Below are 19667 nucleotides of genomic sequence, written 5' to 3' on the forward strand. Positions count from 1 at the left end.
AGCCTCACGGGCGCTGGGGAGACCACAGGTGCGGCGATCGCGTCGCACCGCGACACGATTGCGACACACCATGACGCTGCACCGGCTGCGCCCTGCCCTCCTCACTGCCCTGCTCTCCCTGCCCCTGCTCTCCCTGCCCCTCACCGGTGGCGGTGCCCCGGCGGGCGCGACACCACCGGCTCGCGACTGGGTGACCGCTCCTTCCTCCGTCGGCGATGTCGACCTCACTCCCGGCTCAGGCACCGTGCAGGTGCTGCGGGTGCTCGAGCCGCAGCCCAGGGTGCGGCTGCGCAGCGCCCGTGCCCACCGGGCCCCGGCCGGCACGCACCGCCTCCGTTGGTCGGTACGGGTGCGCACGGAGCGGGACCGCACCATCAGCCTCGTGCTCCGTTCGTCCGGCGATGGCGAGCGGCTGCGGCGGCGTACGGTCCGCGTACCGGGCGGTCAGTGGACCACCGTCAGGCTGACCACGGGCACCAAGCGCGCGGGCTACCGCCCGGTCGTGGTGGCCCGAGGCCTTGCCCGCGGCGAGCGGCTGCGCCTCAAGCCGGTCCGGATCCGGCCGGTGAGCGACACCCAGCAGCCCGGCAACCCGCCGCGCGAGAACAGCCCAGGCGACGGCTGCCGCTACACGGTGCGAGGCCTGCCGAGCTGCGGCAGCTATCTGGGCATGGCCTACGGCTCCAACAGCGACCCGGCGCCCCTGGAGCGGGAGCTCGGCACCCCGGTCGGGGTACGCCGCACCTACTACCGCGCCGACCAGGTGGCGAGCGCCGTGCGCACCGCCCGCGCCGACATCGCACACGGGCGCCTGCCCTGGATCAGCTTCAAGTTCCCGCACTCGTGGGAGGCGATGGCAGCGGGCAAGGGCGACGCCTGGGCGAAGTCGCTGGCCGCGGAGTTCGACCAGCTGCCGGGACCGGTCTGGCTCGCCTTCCACCACGAGCCCGAGACCGACGGCGACATCCAGGCCTGGCGCCGTGCGCAGGAGCGCCTGGTGCCCCTGGTGCGCGGGCACGCGGACAACATCGCCTACACGGTGGTGCTCACCGGGTGGCACCAGTTCTACGGCCCGGCGGAGTACTCCCTCGACGCCATCTGGCCGCGCGGTGTGAAGGTCGACGTGGCCGGCTTCGACGTCTACAACTCGCACGGCGTCGTGAAGGACGGGCGCGAGATGGCGCCGACGCGGATGGACAGTGCCTACTTCGCCAAGATCTCGGCCTGGGCCAAGCAGCAGGGCGTCGCCTGGGGCATCGCGGAGACCGGCTTCACCGACACCGCGTTCCGCGAGGACCCGACCTGGATCCAGCGCACCCGGCGTGAGCTCGAGTCCCGCGACGGCGTCGCCATGGCCTACTTCAACTCCGGCCTGAACTCGATCGCCTCCTGGGAGCTGGGCACCGGCCGCAAGTGGGAGGCCTTCGCGCAGGCAAACCCGAGCGCGGCCCGGCTACCCGCGCAGTGACCACTCCTGCCATGCAGTGAGGAAGAGCCGGGCACGGTCGGCGATGAGGTCTCCCTCGGAGCCGTCGGCGAGCGGCAGGTACCGGGCCGCCATCTCTGCGAGGTAGAGCCCCGGCATCAGGCCGGCCGCCGGATCGTCGCCGACGACCGCCCGCCAGGCCGGTTCGGCCCGGCGCAATGCGGCCAGCACCTGTTCCGGCGCCCTCATCGGGGAGACGTTGACGGCCCAGTGCAGGACGTCGAGGCCCGCCGGCACGCCGGTGGCGAACCGCTCCCAGTCCCAGAGCCCGAGGCGGCCGCGGCAGCGGGCCATGTTCCAGGGTGCCCAGTCACCGTGCCAGGCCGAGACCGGAACTGGGCGGTCGGCACGGTGGGCGAGGCTGCCCCAGCAGGCCAGGGCGGAGGCACGGGTCCGGTCGTCCGCGACGGAGCCGAGCCTCCGCCGGATGCTGTCCCACCAGTCCATGGTGGCGGGTCGGGCCGACGTCTCCCGGAACAGGTCGGTGAGGATCCGCATCTCCCGCACCGGCGGACGGCGCCGATCACGGCGGTGCTGCCACCGGTCCTGGGGCAGCGCGGTCATCAGGAGCACCGGCATGCCCAGCCAGGCGCCGTACCAGAGGGCCGTCGGGACGCGCAGTCCACGCTCGGTCAGGTCGGCGACGGTCGCCAGTGCCTGCGCCTCCGCCCGGATGTCGTCCCAGGCCAGCGTGGAGCGCCCCAGCTTCACGAAACAGCGGGGCCTGCCGTCGCTGCCGAAGACCTCGATCACCGGCTTGCGGTTCACCCGCGCGGTGCCGGTGGAGACAGCGAGCCGCACCTCGTCGCCGAGCACAGCCGTGAGGAACTCGGCCAGCGAGTCCTCCTCCGGCCCCGTCACCGTGATCCGGTCCCGAGCGACCGTGCCGAGACCGAGGCGCAGCGCACCGGCCAGCCCGAGTCGCAGCATCCGCGCTCGCGGACCGGCCGCCGCGCTGGCCTGCTCGACGACGCGTGCCGACACCGCGTGCGGTGTCACCGGTACGGCGGTCTGCCGTCCTCCCGGCAGCACCAGGAAGTCGCGGGAGCCCGGGGATCGGTCGCCCTGGTCCCGGGTCACCGTGGCTCGCGGCCACAGCACCGACATCGCCTCGACGAGGGAGGTGTCCTCCACAGGAACGACAGCCATCACGACTCCCTGACGCAGGCGAAGAGGTGACGTCCGTAGTTGCCGTCGAACGGTGGCCGGTCGTCCTGGTCGGGCCCGAGGTCGACCACGCGGTCGAACGTGGTGTGCTCCTGGAGGAAGCGACGCACGTGGTCGGTGTCCCAGGAGGCGAGCGACTCGGCGAACCAGCGCTCGTGTGCCTGCCCGGTATCCACGAAGAGGACACGTGCCGTGACCCGGTCGAGAGCCTGGAGGAGCTCCTCCGGTCCGGTCGACCCCCGGCCGAGCGCGAAGTGGTGGAGCAGGCTGAAGCACGAGACGACGTCCCACCGCTGGGTGGTCTCGCTGAGCAATGCCATCGCCTCGCCCGTGCGGACCTGCCCGGGTCGGAGTCCGTAGGCGACCCGGCCCACCTCCGGGGCCAGAGGATCCCGCTCGATGCCGGAGGCGACGAAGCCGTGCGCCTCCATCTGGGCGACGAACCAGCCGTAGCAGCTGGCCACGTCGAGATAGCTGCTTCCCGCCCCGGCTCCGAGGCCGGCATCCGGCAGCAGCGCGAGCATCGCCTCAAGACGGTCCACGCAGCCCCGCGCGATGGGCCAGTCGTCCAGCTCAGGGGCCTCGATCGGCTGGTAGAGCAGCGGTTCACCGCCGATCCACGACATCGCGCGCAGCATCTCCTGCAGCGGCGTGTCCACGCTCCAGCGCTTGACCCGGACGGCGATGCGATCGATGCCCTGGGCAGCGGCCGTCGCGATCCGGTGGTGTCCGTCGATCACCTGGTAGCAGGAGGAGTCCCTGATCGGCGCGACCTCGATCGGTCGCCCGGCAGCGGTGCGATGGTCGTCGCCCCGCTGGCCGTCGCCGCTCCCCGCCGGCGCGATTCCCACCTCTCGCAGCCAGTCCCGGGCGACCGCGACGATGCCGACGTTGTCGGCGGCTGAGAAGTACTGGCCGGAGAGATCGATGCAGGTGCGGGCGAGATCGGCGTAGCTCGAGCCGAGGATCTCCACATCGGTGATGGGTCGCATCCTGGCGACCCGGAGCAGCTCGGCGTGCGGGCCGTCGGTCACCCGCCGCGAGGGCCACAGCAGGTCGCCGGAGGCACGTGCGTAGTCGGCGGCGGAGAGCTTGTTCTGGCCGCCGAGGAGAAGCCGGTCGATCGGCACCACGAGGAGCTGAGGCTGCCAGGTCAGGCGCTCGCGCAGTCCTTCGCGGATCCCTCGTGGCATCGGGGTACGCCGCGCGGTTCGGTAGGTCCCGACGGCCACCCGATGGGCTCCCTCCCGCAGGATGCGTGCCAGATGGCGGCCTCGGGCGTGGTGTGCCCAGGTCAGCATGGCCATGTCAGACGTCCTCTCGCCAGATCGGTTGATGTCCCAGCAACTCGGTGAGCACGCGATCGTCCTCGGCGAACTCGGCGAGCAGCCGACTGCGCAGCTCGGGGTCGAGGTCGGCTCCCGGACGCGCGTTCCAGACCGCGACCTCGCCGCAGTCCCAGGGGTCGAGCCCCAGCTGTTCCTGGAGGCGCCGGAACTCCTTCTGCGGCTCCGCGAAGAGCCGTTCGGCCTCGACCAGGTGCACTCGGTCGCGACCGAGGGTCCGATACAGCCGACGCACCTGCTCGGCGTAGTGGCTGCGCCCGAGATAGGCATGGTGACGGTGGCTGTGACTGGTCGAGCCCGGCACCGAGACGAGCCGCTCGGCCTCGCCGGCCAACCGCTCCGGCTCCCGGCGCACCGCCTCGGCGAACTCCAGGTCATCGAAGCCGCGCGCGGTCTCGTGCCGGTAGGCGGAGTAGGCGCGGTCAACCGGGTCGCGCAGCACCACGACGACCTGCACATGGGGAAGGCAGCGGGCGATGCGCTCGGCGGCGAGTGGGTGGAAGAGGTAGTAGCCGCTGCACTCGAACGTGTGCGGCGTGTGACCTCGAGCCAGCAGGCGGGCGGTGACCCGGAGCGGGAAGTGGGCGAGGTACCAGCGCATCCCGTGGTGGTACTGGTCGTCGAAATAGCCGGTGCCCTTGACCATGGTCGGCCGCACCAGCTGCGGGTGATCGCCGAGCATCCGGAACAGTGTCGTCGTGCCCGCCCGCTGTGCGCCGACCACGATGACCGCCGGACGCAGGCGCCATCGGGCGGTCGCCATGCCCCAGGCGAGCGCCACCGACCGCACGAGGCGGCGTACCGGCGGCGGCAGATGGTCGCGCAGCGCGCGGGTCCGAGTGCGGGTACGGGCGCGAAGGCCGCTCGGGCGGTCCGCCATGGTGGTACTCCTCTTCTTCGTCATCGCCAGGCCTCGCTGTCGCGTGTGGCGAGGCCCCTCCAGGCCTGGTCGAGGGCCAGCCCGGAACGGAACCGGTAGAGCGAGGCGACGAACAGGGCACCGCTGCCGGCGAGCCCGAGCAGCAGCCACCAACCGTCCACGTCGCTGAGCGCCAGCAGTCCGCAGGGCAGACCGACGCACACCGTGGTCACCGACGCTGCGGTGAGGGTGATGCGCGAGAACGGATGCACCCGCTGGCTGCGGCCCACCTGCCAGAAGGCGAGAGCGCACCTGCTCACGACGGCCGCCGCCCAGGCGATCGCGGCGCCCACGATCCCGAGACCGGGGATCAGCAGCAGGCAGAGCGACAGGTCGATCACCAGCGCGAGTGCGGTGTTGCCCGCACTGGCCAGGCTCCGGCCCGACATCAGCAGCAGCGTGTCCACCGGCCCGGAGGCGACCGCCACCAGCATGGTCAGCGCCATCACGACCACCACCAAGGGTGCATGGTCAGTCGAGGCGGCAGCCGGACCGAAGAGAGCGAGGTAGTGCCCGGCCAGCATCAGGACGGTGAGGTGCAGCGGCCAGGCCAGCAGCATGCACCAGGCGGTCGCCACCCGGTAGATCTCCCGCAGGGTAGCCCGGTCGTCGTGCACGAGGATCTCGGTCAGCCGAGGTTGCAGCACCTGCTGCACCGCCTGGGTGCTCAGCTGCCCGAGCGGCACGAACCGGGTGGCGACCGTGTACGCCGCGGCCGCCGTGGGCGAGACGAGCGCAGCCACCACAAGGATGTCCGCCTTCTGCATGCCGATCTGCGCCATCCGGGCGAGTCCGCGCAGCCAGGTGAACCGCCAGAACGCCTGCCGCACGCCGGGAGACGCCGGACGCGGCGAGGAGCCGCTGTGCCCTCGCCGGCGCAGGGTCGCCCGCAACGAGTGGAGCGCGGCGACCGCGGCAACGACGTGCGAGGCGGCCCATGCCGCGGCGACACCGGCCAGTCCGGCGCCGCCGAGCAGGGCGAACCCGACCGCGACCGGCTGCAGGCCGGCGCGCAGCAGGCGGTCGATCAGTGCCGTGCTGCGCAGTTCGGTGAGCGCCCGCGCGGCTCCCAGGCTGATGTCGGCGAGGACGGCGGCAGGCAGGACACACAACGCGATACGCAGCGCGGTCACCGTCTCGGCCCCCCAGCCCAGCGCCGTTCCGAGGGCACCCGAGACGGCGATGCCGGAGAGCGTCACGGTGACCGCCACCGTCAGGCACACAGCCCGCGCGTTGCGCAGGAGGGCGAGGATGTCGGCGGAGCCGCCTCGGGCCTCGTGGCGGAGCAGGAAGCGTGCCAGGCCGGTGTCGGTACCGAGCACGGCCATCCCCTCCACCAGCACGAACCCAGCGGTGATGGCGAAGAACGCACCGGCGTTCTCCGGGCTGAGGCCGCGCGCCACGAGGGCGACCAGGGCGAACCCGGCCACCCCGGCCACTGCGGAGCCGGCCAGACCGAGAGCACCGCCGCGCGCCAGGGTTGCGAGATGGCCCGGCACCGCCGCCTGGAGCGTCCTGGTGGAGCTCATCCGGAGACCCGCCGTCCTTGCCCGGCGTGCACGAGGGCGACCGACAGGCCAAGGCTCCCCGGCACGGCGCCGAGCGCCTGTTCGAGGTCCTCGACGTGGGTCACCCCCGCGGTGACCGACAGCAGCAGCCGGTCCACCCTCGGCACGAGGAGCTCGCCGGTCTGCCCCGGCAGCTCCACCCCGGAGACGATCACCACCTGCGCGCGCTCCCGCAGCACGTCCAGCACCTCTCCCATGGCAGGCGAGGCGACCAGGTCGGTCCAACGTGCGGGGTCGTCCGCCTCGCTGCCGCCTGCCCGGCCGATCACCTGGAGGAAGTCGTCCTCCGGCTCCAGAGCCTCGTCGAGCTCGGCCTTCCCCTGCAGCACCTCGTCGATGCTGCGGGGCAAGTCGCTCGGACCTTCGAGGTCCCGGCACACCGCCAGCCGGACATGCACCGTCGCCATCCGAGCGCGTGCGAACCCGGCAGCGAGGTCGGCCGCGAGGACCGATGCCTCGAGGGCCCGCGCGCGGCGCGGACCGGCATCGGCGACCAGGAGCACGCCGGGGCCCGCCGCGTCGGAGGCGAGCAGCCTGGATCGCAGCGCGTCCGGAACGGCCGGCCCCAGGACGTCGTACCCCGCGGTGACCAGGTCGAGGGTCGACCCGACGGTGCGACGATGCCGCCGGCGCAGCAGGAGGAGGCCGCCGCACGCGGCGAGCGCTGCCCCGGCCCCGATGCCCGCCGTCACGTACGGACGCGCCAGCAGTCCTACCGGCGCCTGCTGTGCCGGGGTGACCACCTGGCCGGGGTCGCGGCTGACGTACCCAAGAGCAGTGAGCTCGCTCTGCAGCTGGGAGACCTGCACTGCGGAGGCACTCACCTGCTGCTCCAGCAGGGCCCGGCGTGACGATCCCGCGGGCAGCCTGTTCTTCTCCTGCGTGAGCGAGGCGAGGTGGTCCTGCGCGCTGCGGATCTCCTCCCGCAGGTGTGCCTCCCGGTCGAAGACGGCCGCTTTGGTGCGTTGCGCACGGTAGTCGAGGAAGGCGGTCGCGAACCGGTCGGCGACCTCACGGGCACGCGTCGGATCGCCTGCCTGAGCAGTGATCCTGAGCAACTGCGTGTTGGGGGGAACCTCGACGTCGATCGACGAGCGCAACTCCTCCACGGCGCCGCCGATCTCCTTGGCCACGGCGCGTGTGACCGCGTCCGACGCGACCAGCCGGGCCTCGGTCTCCAGGCTCAGCACGCCCTCCCGCGCGTCCGGGTTGAAGGGGTTGCCCTCCAGCGGCGTCACCAGCACGGTGGCGGTCGCCGATCGCTCCGGAGGTGTACTGCTCGCCCAGCCCCACCCGGCCGCGCCGCCCACGGCGGCGAGCAGCGCGACCAGGAGCGACGGCAGCAGCCACCCTCGTCCGAAGTTCTTCATGGGCGTCATCGTGGGCCGGTCCCACCGCTGCACGGACCCGTTGCCGGGCAGGTACCCCGATATTGGGGAGGTCGACAGCCCGTACGGCGGAGGATCGTGGGTGCTGAGGGACCTGGGAGTACGGCGCTCACACCTGATTCGCAGGCCCCTTCGGGGGGCACACGCCCGCCAGTCAGCCGCCCCGTCCTCGACGGTCCGACCCTCCCCAGCCGGGCCGCGACGGGATGCCGGTTGGCTGGCGGGTCTGCCCCTCTCAGCCGACGGAACCGCCCCCAATCTTGGGTAAGCTCCCCAAGGCTGATGACTCCGCGTGATTCCGGACGTAATCTGGCGTCGTGGCAGATCCATCTCCGTCCTGGGGAGCGGCCAAGTCCGGGAGAGAGTCGCCACAGCAGAACGCGAGCCATTCGGGGGCCCGGAGCACTGCTGAAGGCCACGGGAACTCGACGCACGGGCTTGTCCACCTCAGACGCTTCACCCCGACCTTGGCGATCGCAGCGATCGCCGCCACTGTCGTGCTCGCGATCATCCGCATCACCGGCGGGAGCGCCCGCATGGAGCAGGTGGCCACCGCGACGCACGTCTGCTTCGCGGTGAGCATGGTGGCCGGGGCCTTGCTCCTGCTTGCACGTTGGCGGTTCCTGGGCGAGGACAGCTCGGCCTGGCTGGCCTGCACTCTGCTCGTGCTTGCTGTCTACCTGCGCCCCGAGCTCATCGTGGGCAGCGGCGTGCAGGAGAACGCCCTGCGGATGTCGCCTGTGGATCTCGCGGTGATGACACTTCTGGTCTGGGCGATGCGATCAGCCTCGGCGGGCCTCGCACCGAGTGGGTGGCGGCACCCGGTGCTCCTCGGCCTCGTAGCGGGCCTCGCTCTGAGCGAGGCCCGCTTTCTCGTTCAGGAGCGGACCGGCGGCCACCTGCCGACCTGGCTGACCATGCTGCTGATCGGTTGCTTCCTGCTCGCCTCCTGGTTCTGCATCCGCTCCGTCCTCGGCATGGAGGGGATGCCGGTCGTCTATCGCTGGCACCTGGCGGTGCCCCTCAGCCTGGCGATCGGCTATCACCACTTCGTCGCCAGCGGCGGTAGCCCTGCTCCCTTCCCGCACCTGACGTGCGCGCTGGTGAGCACGCTGGCGGCGTTCGAGGTGATGGCGACCTCGCTGGCGCTGGTCCAAGACGCACACCAGGTGCAGCTCGGTCAGCTGGCCGAGCTGGCCGAGCGCGCCCAGCGCGCCGAGCACACGGTCGAGCACGACCAGGAGCTGTTGCACGAGGCACGTGCCACTGTCGCCGGTATCTCCTCAGCCTCTCAGCTGCTGGCCACCTCGGCGAACCGGATACCACAGCCCGAGCGGGCCGAGCTGCAGGCGATGCTGGAGGCCGAGATGCGGAGACTGCAGCACCTGCTCGACGCCACCCACGAGGAGCCGACGGAGCGTTGGCTCGACCTGGACGACGTGGTCCATCCGCTCGTCGTCTCGCAGCAGGCGCAGGGTTCCGCGATCGAGCACCGCCGCTCTGGCCTTCGGGTGTGGGGTGACCACGACATCGTCACCGCCGCGGTGCACGTGCTGCTCTGCAACGCCCAGCGCCATGCTCCCGGAGCGCGCATCACGATCTGGACGCGCCTGGCCGGCACCACGGTGGTGCTTCACGTGGCCGACGACGGCCCCGGGGTCGCCCCCGACCTCTCCGAGCGGCTGTTCACCCGCGGCGCCCGCAGCGCCGACTCGGCGGGGCAGGGTCTCGGGCTCTATGCCGCTCGGAAGAGTCTCCAGGCGCATGGTGCCGACCTGCTGGTGATGCCCAGCGCCCAAGGGGCGCTCTTCGCGCTCGCGCTGCCCCAGGTGGCGCGATGCAGCGCGTGAAGGTCGCCGTGGTCGAGGACCACACACTGTTCGCCGAGTCACTGGTGCTGGCCCTCGGTATGGAGGGATACGACGTCAAGCGGATCCCGCTGGGTGAGCCCGGGCGCGACATCAGCACGCTGCTGCCCTCGATTCTTCGCTCCACGCCACGCGTGGTGATCCTCGACCTCGACCTCGGCAGCCATGGCAACGGGGCACGCCTGGTCGAGCCGCTGACCCGATCGGGCACCGCGGTGCTGGTGGTGACCGGCAACACCGAGCGGAGCCGCTGGGGCGAGGCCATCGCCCACGGCGCCCGACGCGTGCTGCCCAAGAGCGCCCCTCTGAACGACATCGCAGCCAGCATCCGCAAGGTGAGTCAGGGGCTGCCGGTGCTGGACCGCGAGGAGCGAGCAGAACTGATGCGGGCCTGGCATGCCGAGCAGGTCACGGTGCGCGACGCGCGAGCGAAGCTCGAGCGCCTCACCCGCCGCGAGTCGGAGGTGCTGGGCCACTTCCTCGAGGGTCGCCAGGTCAAGGAGATCGCCCAGCTGAGTGTCGTCTCGGAGGCCACGGTGAGGACGCAGGTGAAGTCGATCCTCGCCAAGTTGGAGGTCTCCTCGCAGATCGCGGCGGTAGGTCTCGCCCGCCGGGCACGCTGGAGCCCGCCGCACGCCTGAGCGCGTGTTGGGCAGTCCGCCCGAGAGATCGCCTATTTCAGGCATGCCAGAGCGGTCCCCGGCTCCTACTCTCGAATCCGAGCCCCTCAGGGGCGCACGAGGTTGGGGGTGCGCGATGCGCGTGTTGCTGGTCGGTTCGTCCGGGGGCCATCTGGCCCAGCTGCTCTGCTTGCGTCCGTGGTGGAGCGAGTACGAGCGGCACTGGGTCACCTTCCAGACCGAGGACGCCGTGAGCCGCCTGGCGGAGGAGTCGGTCACCTGGGCCCACCACCCCACGACCCGCAACGTGCCCAACCTGGTGCGCAACGCGGCGCTGGCCCGGCGCGTGCTTCGCGAGCAGCGGCCCGACGTGGTGATCTCCACCGGCGCCGGCGTCGCAGTGCCGTTCTTCTGGCTGGCCCGGCTGCACGGCATCGCGTCGGTCTACCTGGAGGTCTACGACCGGATCGACTCGCGCACGGTGACCGGACGACTCTGTCGTCCCGTCGCCGACCTGTTCCTGGTGCAGTGGTCGGATCAGCTGCGGCTCTATCCCTCGTCGGTGCTCCTGGGGCCGGTGTGGTGATGCCGGCGCCCGTCTCCACGCCCCTGGTCGTCGTGCTGGTCGGCACCGATCACCATCCGTTCGACCGACTGGTCGGCTGGTCGGCGACGCTCGCTGCGGAGGGCTGGGCTTCCTGGTTCGTGCAGCACGGCGCCACCGGCTGGCCCGCCCATGCACCCAGCACGCTGACCGGCAGCCCGATGCTGGCAGACACCGAGCTCAGGCAGTTGATCGACACCGCCGACTGTGTGGTCACCCATGCCGGGCCCGGCCTGCTCATGGATGCCGCGGCTGCCGGTCATCGACCGGTGGTGGTGCCCCGGGACCCGGCACACGGCGAGCACGTCGACGCCCACCAGCTCCGCTTCGCCGCGCGGATGGCCGAGACCGGCCGGGTCCGGATCGCACGCGACGTCGGCGAACTGCGGTACGCCGTCCAGCAGGCGCTGCGCAGCCGCCGGACCGGCGCAGTGCCCGACGGTCCCGGAGCCGTCTGCGACCGTCTTTCGGCCTTGGTGACCGACACCCTCGCCCGGCGCCGGCTCGTACGGTCGTCATGAGCGTCGCCACGCAGAGGACCGCGGCTCGCCCCCTCGAGCCGCGCCTGCGCCTGGCGACGCCGGTGCCCCCCGGCCGTCTCCGGCGGGCACCGGTCGGCGCCGGGGTGGATCTGGTCAGCGCGGCAACCTCCTCCGCCATCGGATTCACCCTGGCGCCGTGGGCCGATCGCGGCCCGCTCCTCCTGCTACTCGCCCTGGTGCTCCTCTGGCCGGTGCTGGTGGCGACCGCCGACCGTGGCCGCCCCTCCCTGCTCCATCCGTCGGCGACCGGGCGCACGCTGCTCCGCGCCGCCGTCCAGACGCTCTGCCTGATCGGCATGGTGGTCTGGATCGCAGACCTCGAGATCGCGCCCGGCCTGGTGTTGCTCCTGGTCGGCGCCACCGTCGCCATCGACCTGGCCGCCCGGAGCATCCTCGACCGCTACCGCGGTGCCGAGCGCCGCGTGCTGCTGGTCGGGCCGCGCGACTCCTGTGCGCGCCTGGCCGAGGAGCTGGGCCGAGCCGGCGCGGGGCGACTCCGCGTCGTCGGCTGGTGCACGACCACCGTCGACGTCGTCGCCGAGGAGGCATGTCGAAGCGAGGCGGACGACGTCGTGCTGCTGCCCAGCGAACAGCTCACCCCTGCCACCGCTCGTCATCTCATCTGGCGATTGGCCGATCAGCGACGGCGCGTCCACCTGGCCCCGACTCCCGTCGGCGTGGGCGAGTCGCGGACCCGCGTGGAGAGCCACGACGGAGTGACGCTGGTCGGCCTGAACCACAGCGAGCTGCGGAGCCTGCGCCGGACGCTGATGCTCCTCGCCGGGCGGATGTGTGCGGCTCTGCTGCTCCTGCTGCTCGCACCCCTGCTGCTTCTCCTCGCGGTCGCCATCCGCCTCGACTCCCCCGGCCCCGTGCTCTTCGTGCAGGAGCGGATCGGACACTGCGGACGCCGCTTCCGGATGCTGAAGCTGCGGACGATGGCCGAGCTCGGCGACGTACCGGAGCGCGTCGCCGACCAGTTCCTCTTCAAGCTCCGCCAGGATCCTCGGATCACGCGGGTCGGCGCCTTTCTACGCCGCTACTCGCTGGACGAGTTGCCGCAGCTGATCAACGTGGTGCGCGGCGAGATGGCGTTGGTTGGCCCGCGGCCGTGCCTCCCCGAGGAGATGGCCCGGTACGCGGACGACGTGCACCGCAGGCTCGCCGTACACCCGGGGCTGACCGGACTCTGGCAGGTCTCCGGTCGCTCGGACCTGTCGTGGGAGGAGACGGTGCGGCTCGACCTGGAGTACGTCGACAACTGGACGCCCGCGCTCGATCTGCGGATCCTGTTCCGCACCGTGCGTGCGGTGCTCGGGCACCGCGGGGCCTACTGAGCTCCCGGACCGGGCTCCGACCTGCCGTCCCCGAGCGCGCCGGCGAAGAGGTCGCCGTACTCCTCGACGCGCGCAAGCACCTCGGTGAAGAGACACTGCTCGATGCCGAGCGGGTCCTCCGCGCCGTCCACGATCTCGGCCCAGGAGCGTGGCGTGGCCACCCAGGGGCGCTCCCGCCCCCGCAGCGAGTAGGGAGAGATGGTGGTCTTCGAGCCGGCGTTCTGCGACCAGTCGAGGAACACCTTGCCCGCGCGTCGACTCTTGGTCATCGTGGCGGTGATCAGCTTCGGGTGCGCGGACTCGAGCTCGTCGGCCACCTCGTGCGCGAGCGCCGTCGTCTCGTCGGGCGTGAGGGCACCGGCCAGCGGCGCGTAGAGATGCAGCCCCTTGCTGCCGCTGGTGACCGGGTACGACGGCAGCTCTCGCTCTGCCAGTGCGTCCCGCACCAGCAGGGCGACCTCGCAGCACTCCGGCAGACCCGCTGGCTCCCCCGGATCGAGGTCGATCACCAGGCGGTTCGGCGGCAGGGGCTCACCATCGGGATCGACGGTCCACTGGTGGGTGTGGAGCTCCAGGCTGGCCAGATTGACCAGATAGGCGAGCGCCGCGACGCCGTCCACGACCGGGAAGGTCAGCTCGCCGGCGTCGCCGCCTCGCGACCCTGTGGTCGGCACCGATGCGCGGCTCAGCCACGACGGAGCGCCGGCCGGGAGGTTCTTCTCGAAGAACGACGCCTGCTGCACGCCGTGCGGCCAGCGGATGCGGGTGACGGCCCGCCCAGCGAGATGCGGCAGCAGCACGGGAGCGATCCGCACGTAGTAGTCGAGCACCTCGGCCTTGGTCGTGCCGGTGACCGGGTAGAGGACCTTGTCGAGGTTGGTGATCCGCAGCGTCCGGCCGTCGATCTCGGCCCTGATCTCACTCATCGCCGGCCGCCAGGAGGTCGACGGGGTCAAGGTCGGCGCGCACACCCTGGAAGGAGGGCTGACGCAGGCGCAGCCCGGCGCTGAGGCCGAGCGACTCCACGTCGACCACGATCTGCGGACGCACCCAGTGCGTGCCCTGCGCATCGATGGCGGGCACCGCGTCGGCGAAGGGCGAGGTGTCGAGGGCGAGTGGATCGAGGAGCTCCCGCAGGCGGGGTCCCACCTTGCCCGCGATCCCACTTCCGACCCGGCCCCGGAAGCGCAGCCCCTCGGCTGTGGGCTGCCCTACCAGGAGCGCCCCGAGCCGATGTGGCGAGCCGACCTCGGGCCGCCAGCCGCCCACGACCCAGGAGCTGCGGGAGCGATGCGCGAACTTCAGCCAGTGCCTGCTGCGGGCCCCTGGCTCGTAGCGCGACGACAGGCGCTTGCTGACGATGCCCTCGAGTCCCTGGTCACGGGTGGCGTGCCACAACAGGTCCCCGTCGTCGTACGTCGCCGGCACCTGCCAGTGCGCGTCGTCCAGCCCCAGTCCGGCAAGCACCTCGCGGCGTACCGACAGCGGTTCCCGGGTCAGGTCGCGGCCGTCCGCGCGGAGCACGTCGAAGACGAGGTACGTCGCGGGCGTGCGCTGGGCCAGACGTGCCGTCTGGCGTGGGTCGCGGGCATGCATGCGGTTGGCGAGCGTGCCGAAGTCGGGGCGACCCTCCAGCAGCGTGATCACCTCACCGTCGAGCAGGAGGTCGCGCCGCGGCAGGCCCGCGAGCTCCGGCCAGGCAGCGGTGACCTCGTTCTCGTTGCGCGAATGGAGCCGAGCCTCTCTGCCCGTTCCCAGGTCCGCGAGGATCCGCATGCCGTCCCACTTCACCTCATGGCTCCATTCGGACCCGCCCGGGACCCGATCGCCACGCGTGGCCAGCATCGGTCGCATACGCCGCATCGTAGGCGTTCGACAGCGCCCGAACCGCGCGTCGCCGTGGTCGAGCTTGTCTTCGGTGGTCGGGCTCCGGTGGTCGAGCTTGTCGAGACCTGAAGTGTCGGGGCGTGGGAGGAGGCTGGACAAGAAGATCCAAGACGCACCACCAGCAGTCGACCTCTACCCAGCACCCTTCCACCTCGACACCAGCCAGTGGGAGCGAGCAGGTCCCGACCGCTGACGCCCACTCGACGGGTGCTTGCGCGCACGCGGCGCCGTACGCTGGGGGGATGAGGGCAATCTGGAAGGGCGCTGTGTCGTTCGGGCTGGTCTCGGTGCCGGTGAAGCTCTACTCGGCAACCGAGAGCCACGACGTCTCGTTCCGGCAGGTGCATGTGGCCGACGGCGGCCGGATCCGCTACCAGCGCATCTGCGCCATCGACGGGGAGGAGGTCCCCTACTCCGACATCGCCAAGGGGTACGAGACCGAAGACGGCGAGATGGTGATCCTCACCGATGACGATCTCGCCGAGCTGCCATCGGTGTCGAGCCGCGAGATCACCGTCGAGAAGTTCGTGCCGAGCTCCCAGATCGACCCGATGCTCTTCGAGAAGTCCTACTACCTCGAGCCCGAGAAGACCGGCGCGAAGCCGTACGCGCTGCTCCGTCAAGCACTCGCCGACGCCGACCGCATGGCTGTCGTCACTGTTGCGCTGCGACAGCGCACCTCGGTCGCCGTGCTCCGGGTCCGCGACGAGGTGATCGTGCTGCAGACCATGATGTGGCCCGACGAGATCCGCACTCCCGACTTCACCGTCGAGACCGGCGAGGTCAAGGAGTCGGAGGTCAAGATGGCGCACATGCTCGTCGAGACCCTCGCCGGTGACTTCGATCCCGAGGAGTTCCAGGACGACTACGCAGCCGCCGTCGAGAGCCTCGTGAAGACCAAGGTCGAGGGCGGGGAGGTGACCCGCACGCCGACGGCGACCAAGAGCTCCGGCGAGGTGGTCGACCTGTTGGCAGCACTGCAGAAGTCCGTCGCCGCAGCCAAGGAGGCACGCGGCGAGAAGACCGAGGACGAACAACCGAAGAAGACCGCCAAGAAGAGCGCCGCGAAGAAGAGCGCGGCGAAGAAGAAGGCCAGCTGAGCGCCGGGCAGGCCGGAACCACACGCTTGCCGCAACCGTCCCAGTGACATGAAGCTCATCTCGGGTCTCCTGCTCCCGCTGGCGTTGCTCCTCCTGCTGGGAGGGTGCGGCGACCGAGGCGAGGAGAAGAGGACGGAGCGTCCCGTGACCACCACCACCGAGGTCGTCCCGGAGCAGCCGCGCCTGCTCGCCACCTGGTCCGAGGCCCAGGCCCGCGAACAGGCAGGCTGGCTCACGGCCAACGTGGCTCCGCGCCTGCTCGAGGACGACGAGGTCACGCAGTTCATCGACGGACTCCCCGAGGCGTTCGCCGCAACAGCCGACGAGCTTCAGGCAGTCGACCCGACGACGACCGCCCTCCTCGTCGCCGGATTCAGCGAGTGCGCCAACGCCGGGTTCGCCGAGATCGTCGGGGGCACCGTCAGCTATCAGGTCCGCAAGACGGCCAAGCACACCTGCGTCTGGGCTCCCACCCGGGTGCAGGTCTTCGCGGTGGCCCGCGGCCTCACCCTGTCTGCCTCATGAGGACGCTCCTCACCACGCTCGCGCTGCTGGCGGCGTCCGCGGGCTGCAGCCCGGCCGACCCGCCCATCCACGACCCCGACCGCCCGGCTCACGGGCCGCCGCCGACCGTCATCACCTCTTGGTCGCAGAGCGCGGACGATGCCGACGACGAGTGGCTGGCAGCGCACATCGAGCCGATGCTGATGGAGTCGGACGCGGAGCGCGATCGCTTCCTCGGCTCCCTCCCCCCGCCGTACGCCGACGAGGCGGCAGTGCTCCGCACCGTCGACCTGAGCCGCTACACCTTGCTGGTTGCGGGCTTCCGTCGGTGCGGGAACGTCGCCGAGGTGCAGCTGGCAGACGGCGTCGTCCTCCACACGGTCCGTCGTACGGACGAGATCGCCTGCGACTGGTCGCCGACGGAGGTCCAGGTGTTCCGTGTCACGGGCACGGGCCTCTCCCTGGGGAACCGTTCCGCTCCCGCTCCCTGACCAGCGTCGATGCAGACTGGTTCATGTCTGTGCCGCCGACGGAGAGGAGCCGGGATGCCCGCCATCGAGGAGTACGCCCTCATCGGCGACCTGCACACCGCCGCCCTGATCAGTCGCGAGGGCTCCATCGACTGGCTCTGCCTCCCGGACTTCGACGATCCGGCCTGCTTCGCTGCACTCCTCGGCGACGAGTCCGCCGGCTCCTGGCAGCTGCGGCCGGTCGCCGGCGGGCACGTCGTGTCACGCAGCTACGAGGACGACACGCTGGTGCTGCGGACCCGCTGGGAAGCCCCGGACGGCGTCGTCGACGTGGTCGACTTCATGCCGCCCCGCGACCGGGCCGTCGACCTGGTCCGCATCGTCGAAGGGGTGCGCGGCCAGGTGTCCATGCGGACGGCGGTGCGACTCCGTTTCGACTACGGACGAGTACGCCCGTGGATCCGCGCCGGCGAGCACCGGGTCGGGGAGCGCCGTCCCGGCACGCCCGAGGAGCGTCCCGCACACGGGGTCACCGAGACGACACGCATGGTCTCCGCAGTAGCCGGCCCCGACAGCGCCTGGCTCAACAGCGACGTGCCGGTCCACCACACCGGCGACCACCTGGAGGCGGAGTTCCGCGTGGAGCCGGGCGACCGCGTCGCTTTCGTGCTCACCCATCAACGCTCCCACCTGCCGCAGCCCGACGTGGCGGATCCCGTCACTGCGCTGGCACAGACCCGCCGCTTCTGGCGCACCTGGGCGAGTTCGTGCACCTATCGAGGCCGTTGGGAGCCGGAGGTACGTCGCTCCCTCCTCCTGCTCAAGGCGCTCACCTTCGCCGACACCGGCGGAATCGTCGCGGCCGCAACCACGTCTCTGCCCGAGGAGATCGGCGGAGTCCGCAACTGGGACTACCGCTACTGCTGGCTGCGCGATGCCACCTTCACGCTGCAGGCGTTCCTTGCGAACGGCTACAGCGACGAGGCGCGGGCATGGCGCGACTGGCTGGTGCGGGCCGTCGCGGGCGATCCGGCAGGACTGCAGATCATGTACGGACTCGACGGCACCCGCCGGATCCCCGAGCAGACCCTCGACTGGCTGCCCGGATACCGGGACTCGCGACCGGTGCGCATCGGCAACGCCGCTGCCGACCAGCACCAGCTCGATGTCTGGGGTGAGACGCTCGATGGGCTCTACCTGGGCCGCCAGGCGGACCTCGACATGACCGACGCCGCCTGGGACATGCAGCTCGCCCTCCTCGATTGGCTCGCGGACCACTGGGTCGACCCCGACAACGGACTGTGGGAGATGCGCGGTCCGCGCCGCCACTTCGTGCACTCCAAAGCGATGGCGTGGGTGGGCTTCGAGCGCGCGATCCGCACCGTCGAGGAAGGCCATCTCTCCGGTGACATCGACCGGTGGCGCAAGACCGCCGACGAGATCCACGCCGAGGTGTGCGCGCGCGGCTTCGACCCCGAGCGGAACACCTTCACCCAGTTCTACGGCTCCCGCGGTCTCGACGCCTCTCTCCTGCTCCTCCCCCGTGTCGGCTTCCTGCCATGGGACGACCCGCGGATCGTCGGCACCGTCGACGCCGTCTCCCGCGAGCTCGACCGTGACGGCTACCTGCTCCGCTACGACCCGACGGCCGACGGCGGTCCCGACGGTCTCCCCGGCGACGAGGGCGCCTTCCTTGCCTGCAGCTTCTGGCTGGTCGACGCCCTGCACGGCATCGGCGAGCAGGAACGCGCCGAGCGACTCTTCCGTCGACTGCTCGACCTTCGCAACGAGGTGGGCATGCTCGCCGAGGAGGTCGACCCCGCGACCGGTCACCATCTCGGCAACACTCCGCAGGCGTTCAGCCTGGTCGGCCTGGTCAACAGCGCCCGCCACCTGGGCGAGCACCGCCGCAGCGACTCCCGCGACGCCTGCGGCTGATCAGCGGCTCTCGGTCGTCGCCGGAGCGGCGGCCGCGGCTCGCGCGGCGGCCGAATCCGGGAACTGCCGGGCACCCATCCAGGCGAGCGCGTCGGTCAGGCGAGGCGCCACCAGCGTGACCACCTCGGTGAGCTTCGCGACCGGAACCGAGATCGTGATGGGCCGCTCCTCCAACGCCCGCACGATCACGTGCGCTGCCTGCTCCACCGACATCGCGGGTGCCGTGGAGTAGGCCTCGGTAGCGGCGATCATCCCGGTCCGCACCAGCGGCATCCGCACGTTGGTGAAGGTGACGTTGTCGCCGAAGGTCTCCCGACCCGCGATCCGCGAGAACGTGTCCAGCGCAGTCTTCGACGCGATGTAGGCGGAGAACTTGGGTGCCTTCATCTGCACACCCCAGGTGACGATGTTGACCACGTGCCCGAACCGCTGGGCACGCATCGCCGGAAGCAGGCCGAGGATCAGCCGCAACGGGCCGAAGTAGTTGATCGCCATCGTGCGCTCGAAGTCGTGGATCCGCTCGTAGGAGAGCTCCAGCGACCGGCGGATCGACCGGCCGGCGTTGTTGACCAGGTAGTCCACCGCGCCGTACCGAGCCAGCACCTCCTCGACGAAGGAGGCGACCGCCTCCTCGTCGGTGAGATCCACGGTCCACGCCTCTGCGGTGCCGCCGCGCTCCTCGACCGCGCGGCGCACCCGCTCGAGCTCCTCGGCTCGGCGGGCGACCAGCAGCAGCCGACCACCGCGCTCCGCCACGGCGTACGCCGTCGCCTCGCCGATCCCCGACGAGGCCCCGGTGATCAGCACGGTCCGGCCCTCGAGCGGGCTGGGCAGGCCCAGGACCGCGCCCGCAAGACGTCGCGCCACCGCGACCGGCGTCTGGAACAGCAGGTTCATGCCTCGACCCTACTGGCGGGACCGCT

18 protein-coding genes are annotated in these 19667 nt (G+C 71.4%); 10 read left to right on the plus strand and 8 right to left on the minus strand.

What is annotated here, in order from left to right; genetic code table 11:
• Nucleotides 1-70: 70 nt before the first annotated feature.
• Nucleotides 71-1468: a glycoside hydrolase family 26 protein gene (locus DNK54_RS07100; protein ID WP_110206239.1), complete on the plus strand. Its 1398-nt coding sequence runs from the start codon at nt 71-73 to the stop codon at nt 1466-1468.
• On the opposite strand, the gene DNK54_RS07105 is transcribed toward DNK54_RS07100, so the two are convergent.
• The 5 genes from DNK54_RS07105 to DNK54_RS07125 are packed head-to-tail and all read right to left on the minus strand — an operon-like array spanning nt 1454 to nt 7856.
• Nucleotides 1454-2635, minus strand: a complete 1182-nt coding sequence (locus tag DNK54_RS07105) for a hypothetical protein (protein ID WP_110206240.1) — start codon at nt 2633-2635, stop codon at nt 1454-1456. The two genes, DNK54_RS07100 and DNK54_RS07105, sit on opposite strands and share 15 nt — an antisense overlap.
• Nucleotides 2635-3960, minus strand: a complete 1326-nt coding sequence (locus DNK54_RS07110; protein ID WP_110206241.1) for a class I SAM-dependent methyltransferase — start codon at nt 3958-3960, stop codon at nt 2635-2637. Before DNK54_RS07110 ends, DNK54_RS07105 begins: the two co-directional genes overlap by 1 nt.
• A gap of 1 nt (nt 3961) precedes the next feature.
• Entirely contained in the window at nt 3962-4879 is a 918-nt protein-coding gene (locus tag DNK54_RS07115; protein WP_110206242.1) for a sulfotransferase family protein, read from the minus strand.
• A gap of 20 nt (nt 4880-4899) precedes the next feature.
• Nucleotides 4900-6447 (minus strand): MATE family efflux transporter, encoded by a 1548-nt coding sequence (locus tag DNK54_RS07120; protein ID WP_110206243.1) that lies wholly within the window; start codon nt 6445-6447, stop codon nt 4900-4902.
• The gene (locus DNK54_RS07125) at nt 6444-7856 is read right to left on the minus strand and encodes a YveK family protein (protein ID WP_162602334.1); all 1413 of its coding nucleotides are present in this window, start codon (nt 7854-7856) and stop codon (nt 6444-6446) included. The genes DNK54_RS07120 and DNK54_RS07125 overlap by 4 nt, the downstream gene beginning before the upstream one ends.
• Nucleotides 7857-8341: 485 nt before the next feature.
• Between DNK54_RS07125 and DNK54_RS07130 the strand changes: the two genes are divergently transcribed.
• From DNK54_RS07130 to DNK54_RS07150, 5 genes are all read left to right on the plus strand, one after another.
• The gene (locus tag DNK54_RS07130; RefSeq protein WP_110206245.1) at nt 8342-9724 is read left to right on the plus strand and encodes a sensor histidine kinase; all 1383 of its coding nucleotides are present in this window, start codon (nt 8342-8344) and stop codon (nt 9722-9724) included.
• Nucleotides 9712-10383 (plus strand): LuxR C-terminal-related transcriptional regulator, encoded by a 672-nt coding sequence (locus DNK54_RS07135; RefSeq protein ID WP_110206246.1) that lies wholly within the window; start codon nt 9712-9714, stop codon nt 10381-10383. Before DNK54_RS07130 ends, DNK54_RS07135 begins: the two co-directional genes overlap by 13 nt.
• A 115-nt stretch (nt 10384-10498) precedes the next feature.
• Nucleotides 10499-10948, plus strand: a complete 450-nt coding sequence (pssD, locus tag DNK54_RS07140; protein ID WP_204164452.1) for a PssD/Cps14F family polysaccharide biosynthesis glycosyltransferase — start codon at nt 10499-10501, stop codon at nt 10946-10948.
• A complete protein-coding gene (locus DNK54_RS07145; RefSeq protein ID WP_110206248.1) occupies nt 10948-11487 on the plus strand; it encodes a glycosyltransferase in 540 nt (179 codons plus the stop codon). Before pssD ends, DNK54_RS07145 begins: the two co-directional genes overlap by 1 nt.
• A complete protein-coding gene (locus DNK54_RS07150) occupies nt 11484-12845 on the plus strand; it encodes an exopolysaccharide biosynthesis polyprenyl glycosylphosphotransferase (RefSeq protein ID WP_110206249.1) in 1362 nt (453 codons plus the stop codon). Before DNK54_RS07145 ends, DNK54_RS07150 begins: the two co-directional genes overlap by 4 nt.
• On the opposite strand, the gene ligD (DNK54_RS07155) is transcribed toward DNK54_RS07150, so the two are convergent.
• Both ligD (DNK54_RS07155) and ligD (DNK54_RS07160) read right to left on the minus strand, forming a co-directional pair.
• Nucleotides 12839-13771 carry a non-homologous end-joining DNA ligase gene (gene ligD, locus DNK54_RS07155; RefSeq protein ID WP_110206250.1) on the minus strand — a complete coding sequence of 311 codons (933 nt, stop codon included), beginning with the start codon at nt 13769-13771 and terminating at the stop codon, nt 12839-12841. The two genes, DNK54_RS07150 and ligD (DNK54_RS07155), sit on opposite strands and share 7 nt — an antisense overlap.
• Nucleotides 13764-14699 carry a non-homologous end-joining DNA ligase gene (ligD, locus tag DNK54_RS07160; protein ID WP_110206251.1) on the minus strand — a complete coding sequence of 312 codons (936 nt, stop codon included), beginning with the start codon at nt 14697-14699 and terminating at the stop codon, nt 13764-13766. Before ligD (DNK54_RS07160) ends, ligD (DNK54_RS07155) begins: the two co-directional genes overlap by 8 nt.
• A 275-nt stretch (nt 14700-14974) precedes the next feature.
• Here ligD (DNK54_RS07160) and ku point away from each other — a divergent pair, with 275 nt between their 5' ends.
• Genes ku through DNK54_RS07180 form a run of 4 tightly spaced genes read left to right on the plus strand, consistent with a single transcriptional unit; the run spans nt 14975 to nt 18744 of the window.
• Nucleotides 14975-15832 (plus strand): non-homologous end joining protein Ku, encoded by an 858-nt coding sequence (gene ku / locus DNK54_RS07165; RefSeq protein ID WP_110206252.1) that lies wholly within the window; start codon nt 14975-14977, stop codon nt 15830-15832.
• Between the two features lie 48 nt (nt 15833-15880).
• The gene (locus tag DNK54_RS07170; protein WP_110206253.1) at nt 15881-16357 is read left to right on the plus strand and encodes a hypothetical protein; all 477 of its coding nucleotides are present in this window, start codon (nt 15881-15883) and stop codon (nt 16355-16357) included.
• A complete protein-coding gene (locus DNK54_RS07175; protein WP_110206254.1) occupies nt 16354-16827 on the plus strand; it encodes a hypothetical protein in 474 nt (157 codons plus the stop codon). Before DNK54_RS07170 ends, DNK54_RS07175 begins: the two co-directional genes overlap by 4 nt.
• A 54-nt stretch (nt 16828-16881) precedes the next feature.
• Entirely contained in the window at nt 16882-18744 is a 1863-nt protein-coding gene (locus DNK54_RS07180; protein WP_110206255.1) for a glycoside hydrolase family 15 protein, read from the plus strand.
• On the opposite strand, the gene DNK54_RS07185 is transcribed toward DNK54_RS07180, so the two are convergent.
• Nucleotides 18745-19641: an SDR family NAD(P)-dependent oxidoreductase gene (locus DNK54_RS07185; RefSeq protein WP_110206256.1), complete on the minus strand. Its 897-nt coding sequence runs from the start codon at nt 19639-19641 to the stop codon at nt 18745-18747.
• Nucleotides 19642-19667 lie beyond the last annotated feature (26 nt).

The organism is Nocardioides daejeonensis (assembly GCF_003194585.1).
Lineage (GTDB): Bacteria > Actinomycetota > Actinomycetes > Propionibacteriales > Nocardioidaceae > Nocardioides > Nocardioides daejeonensis.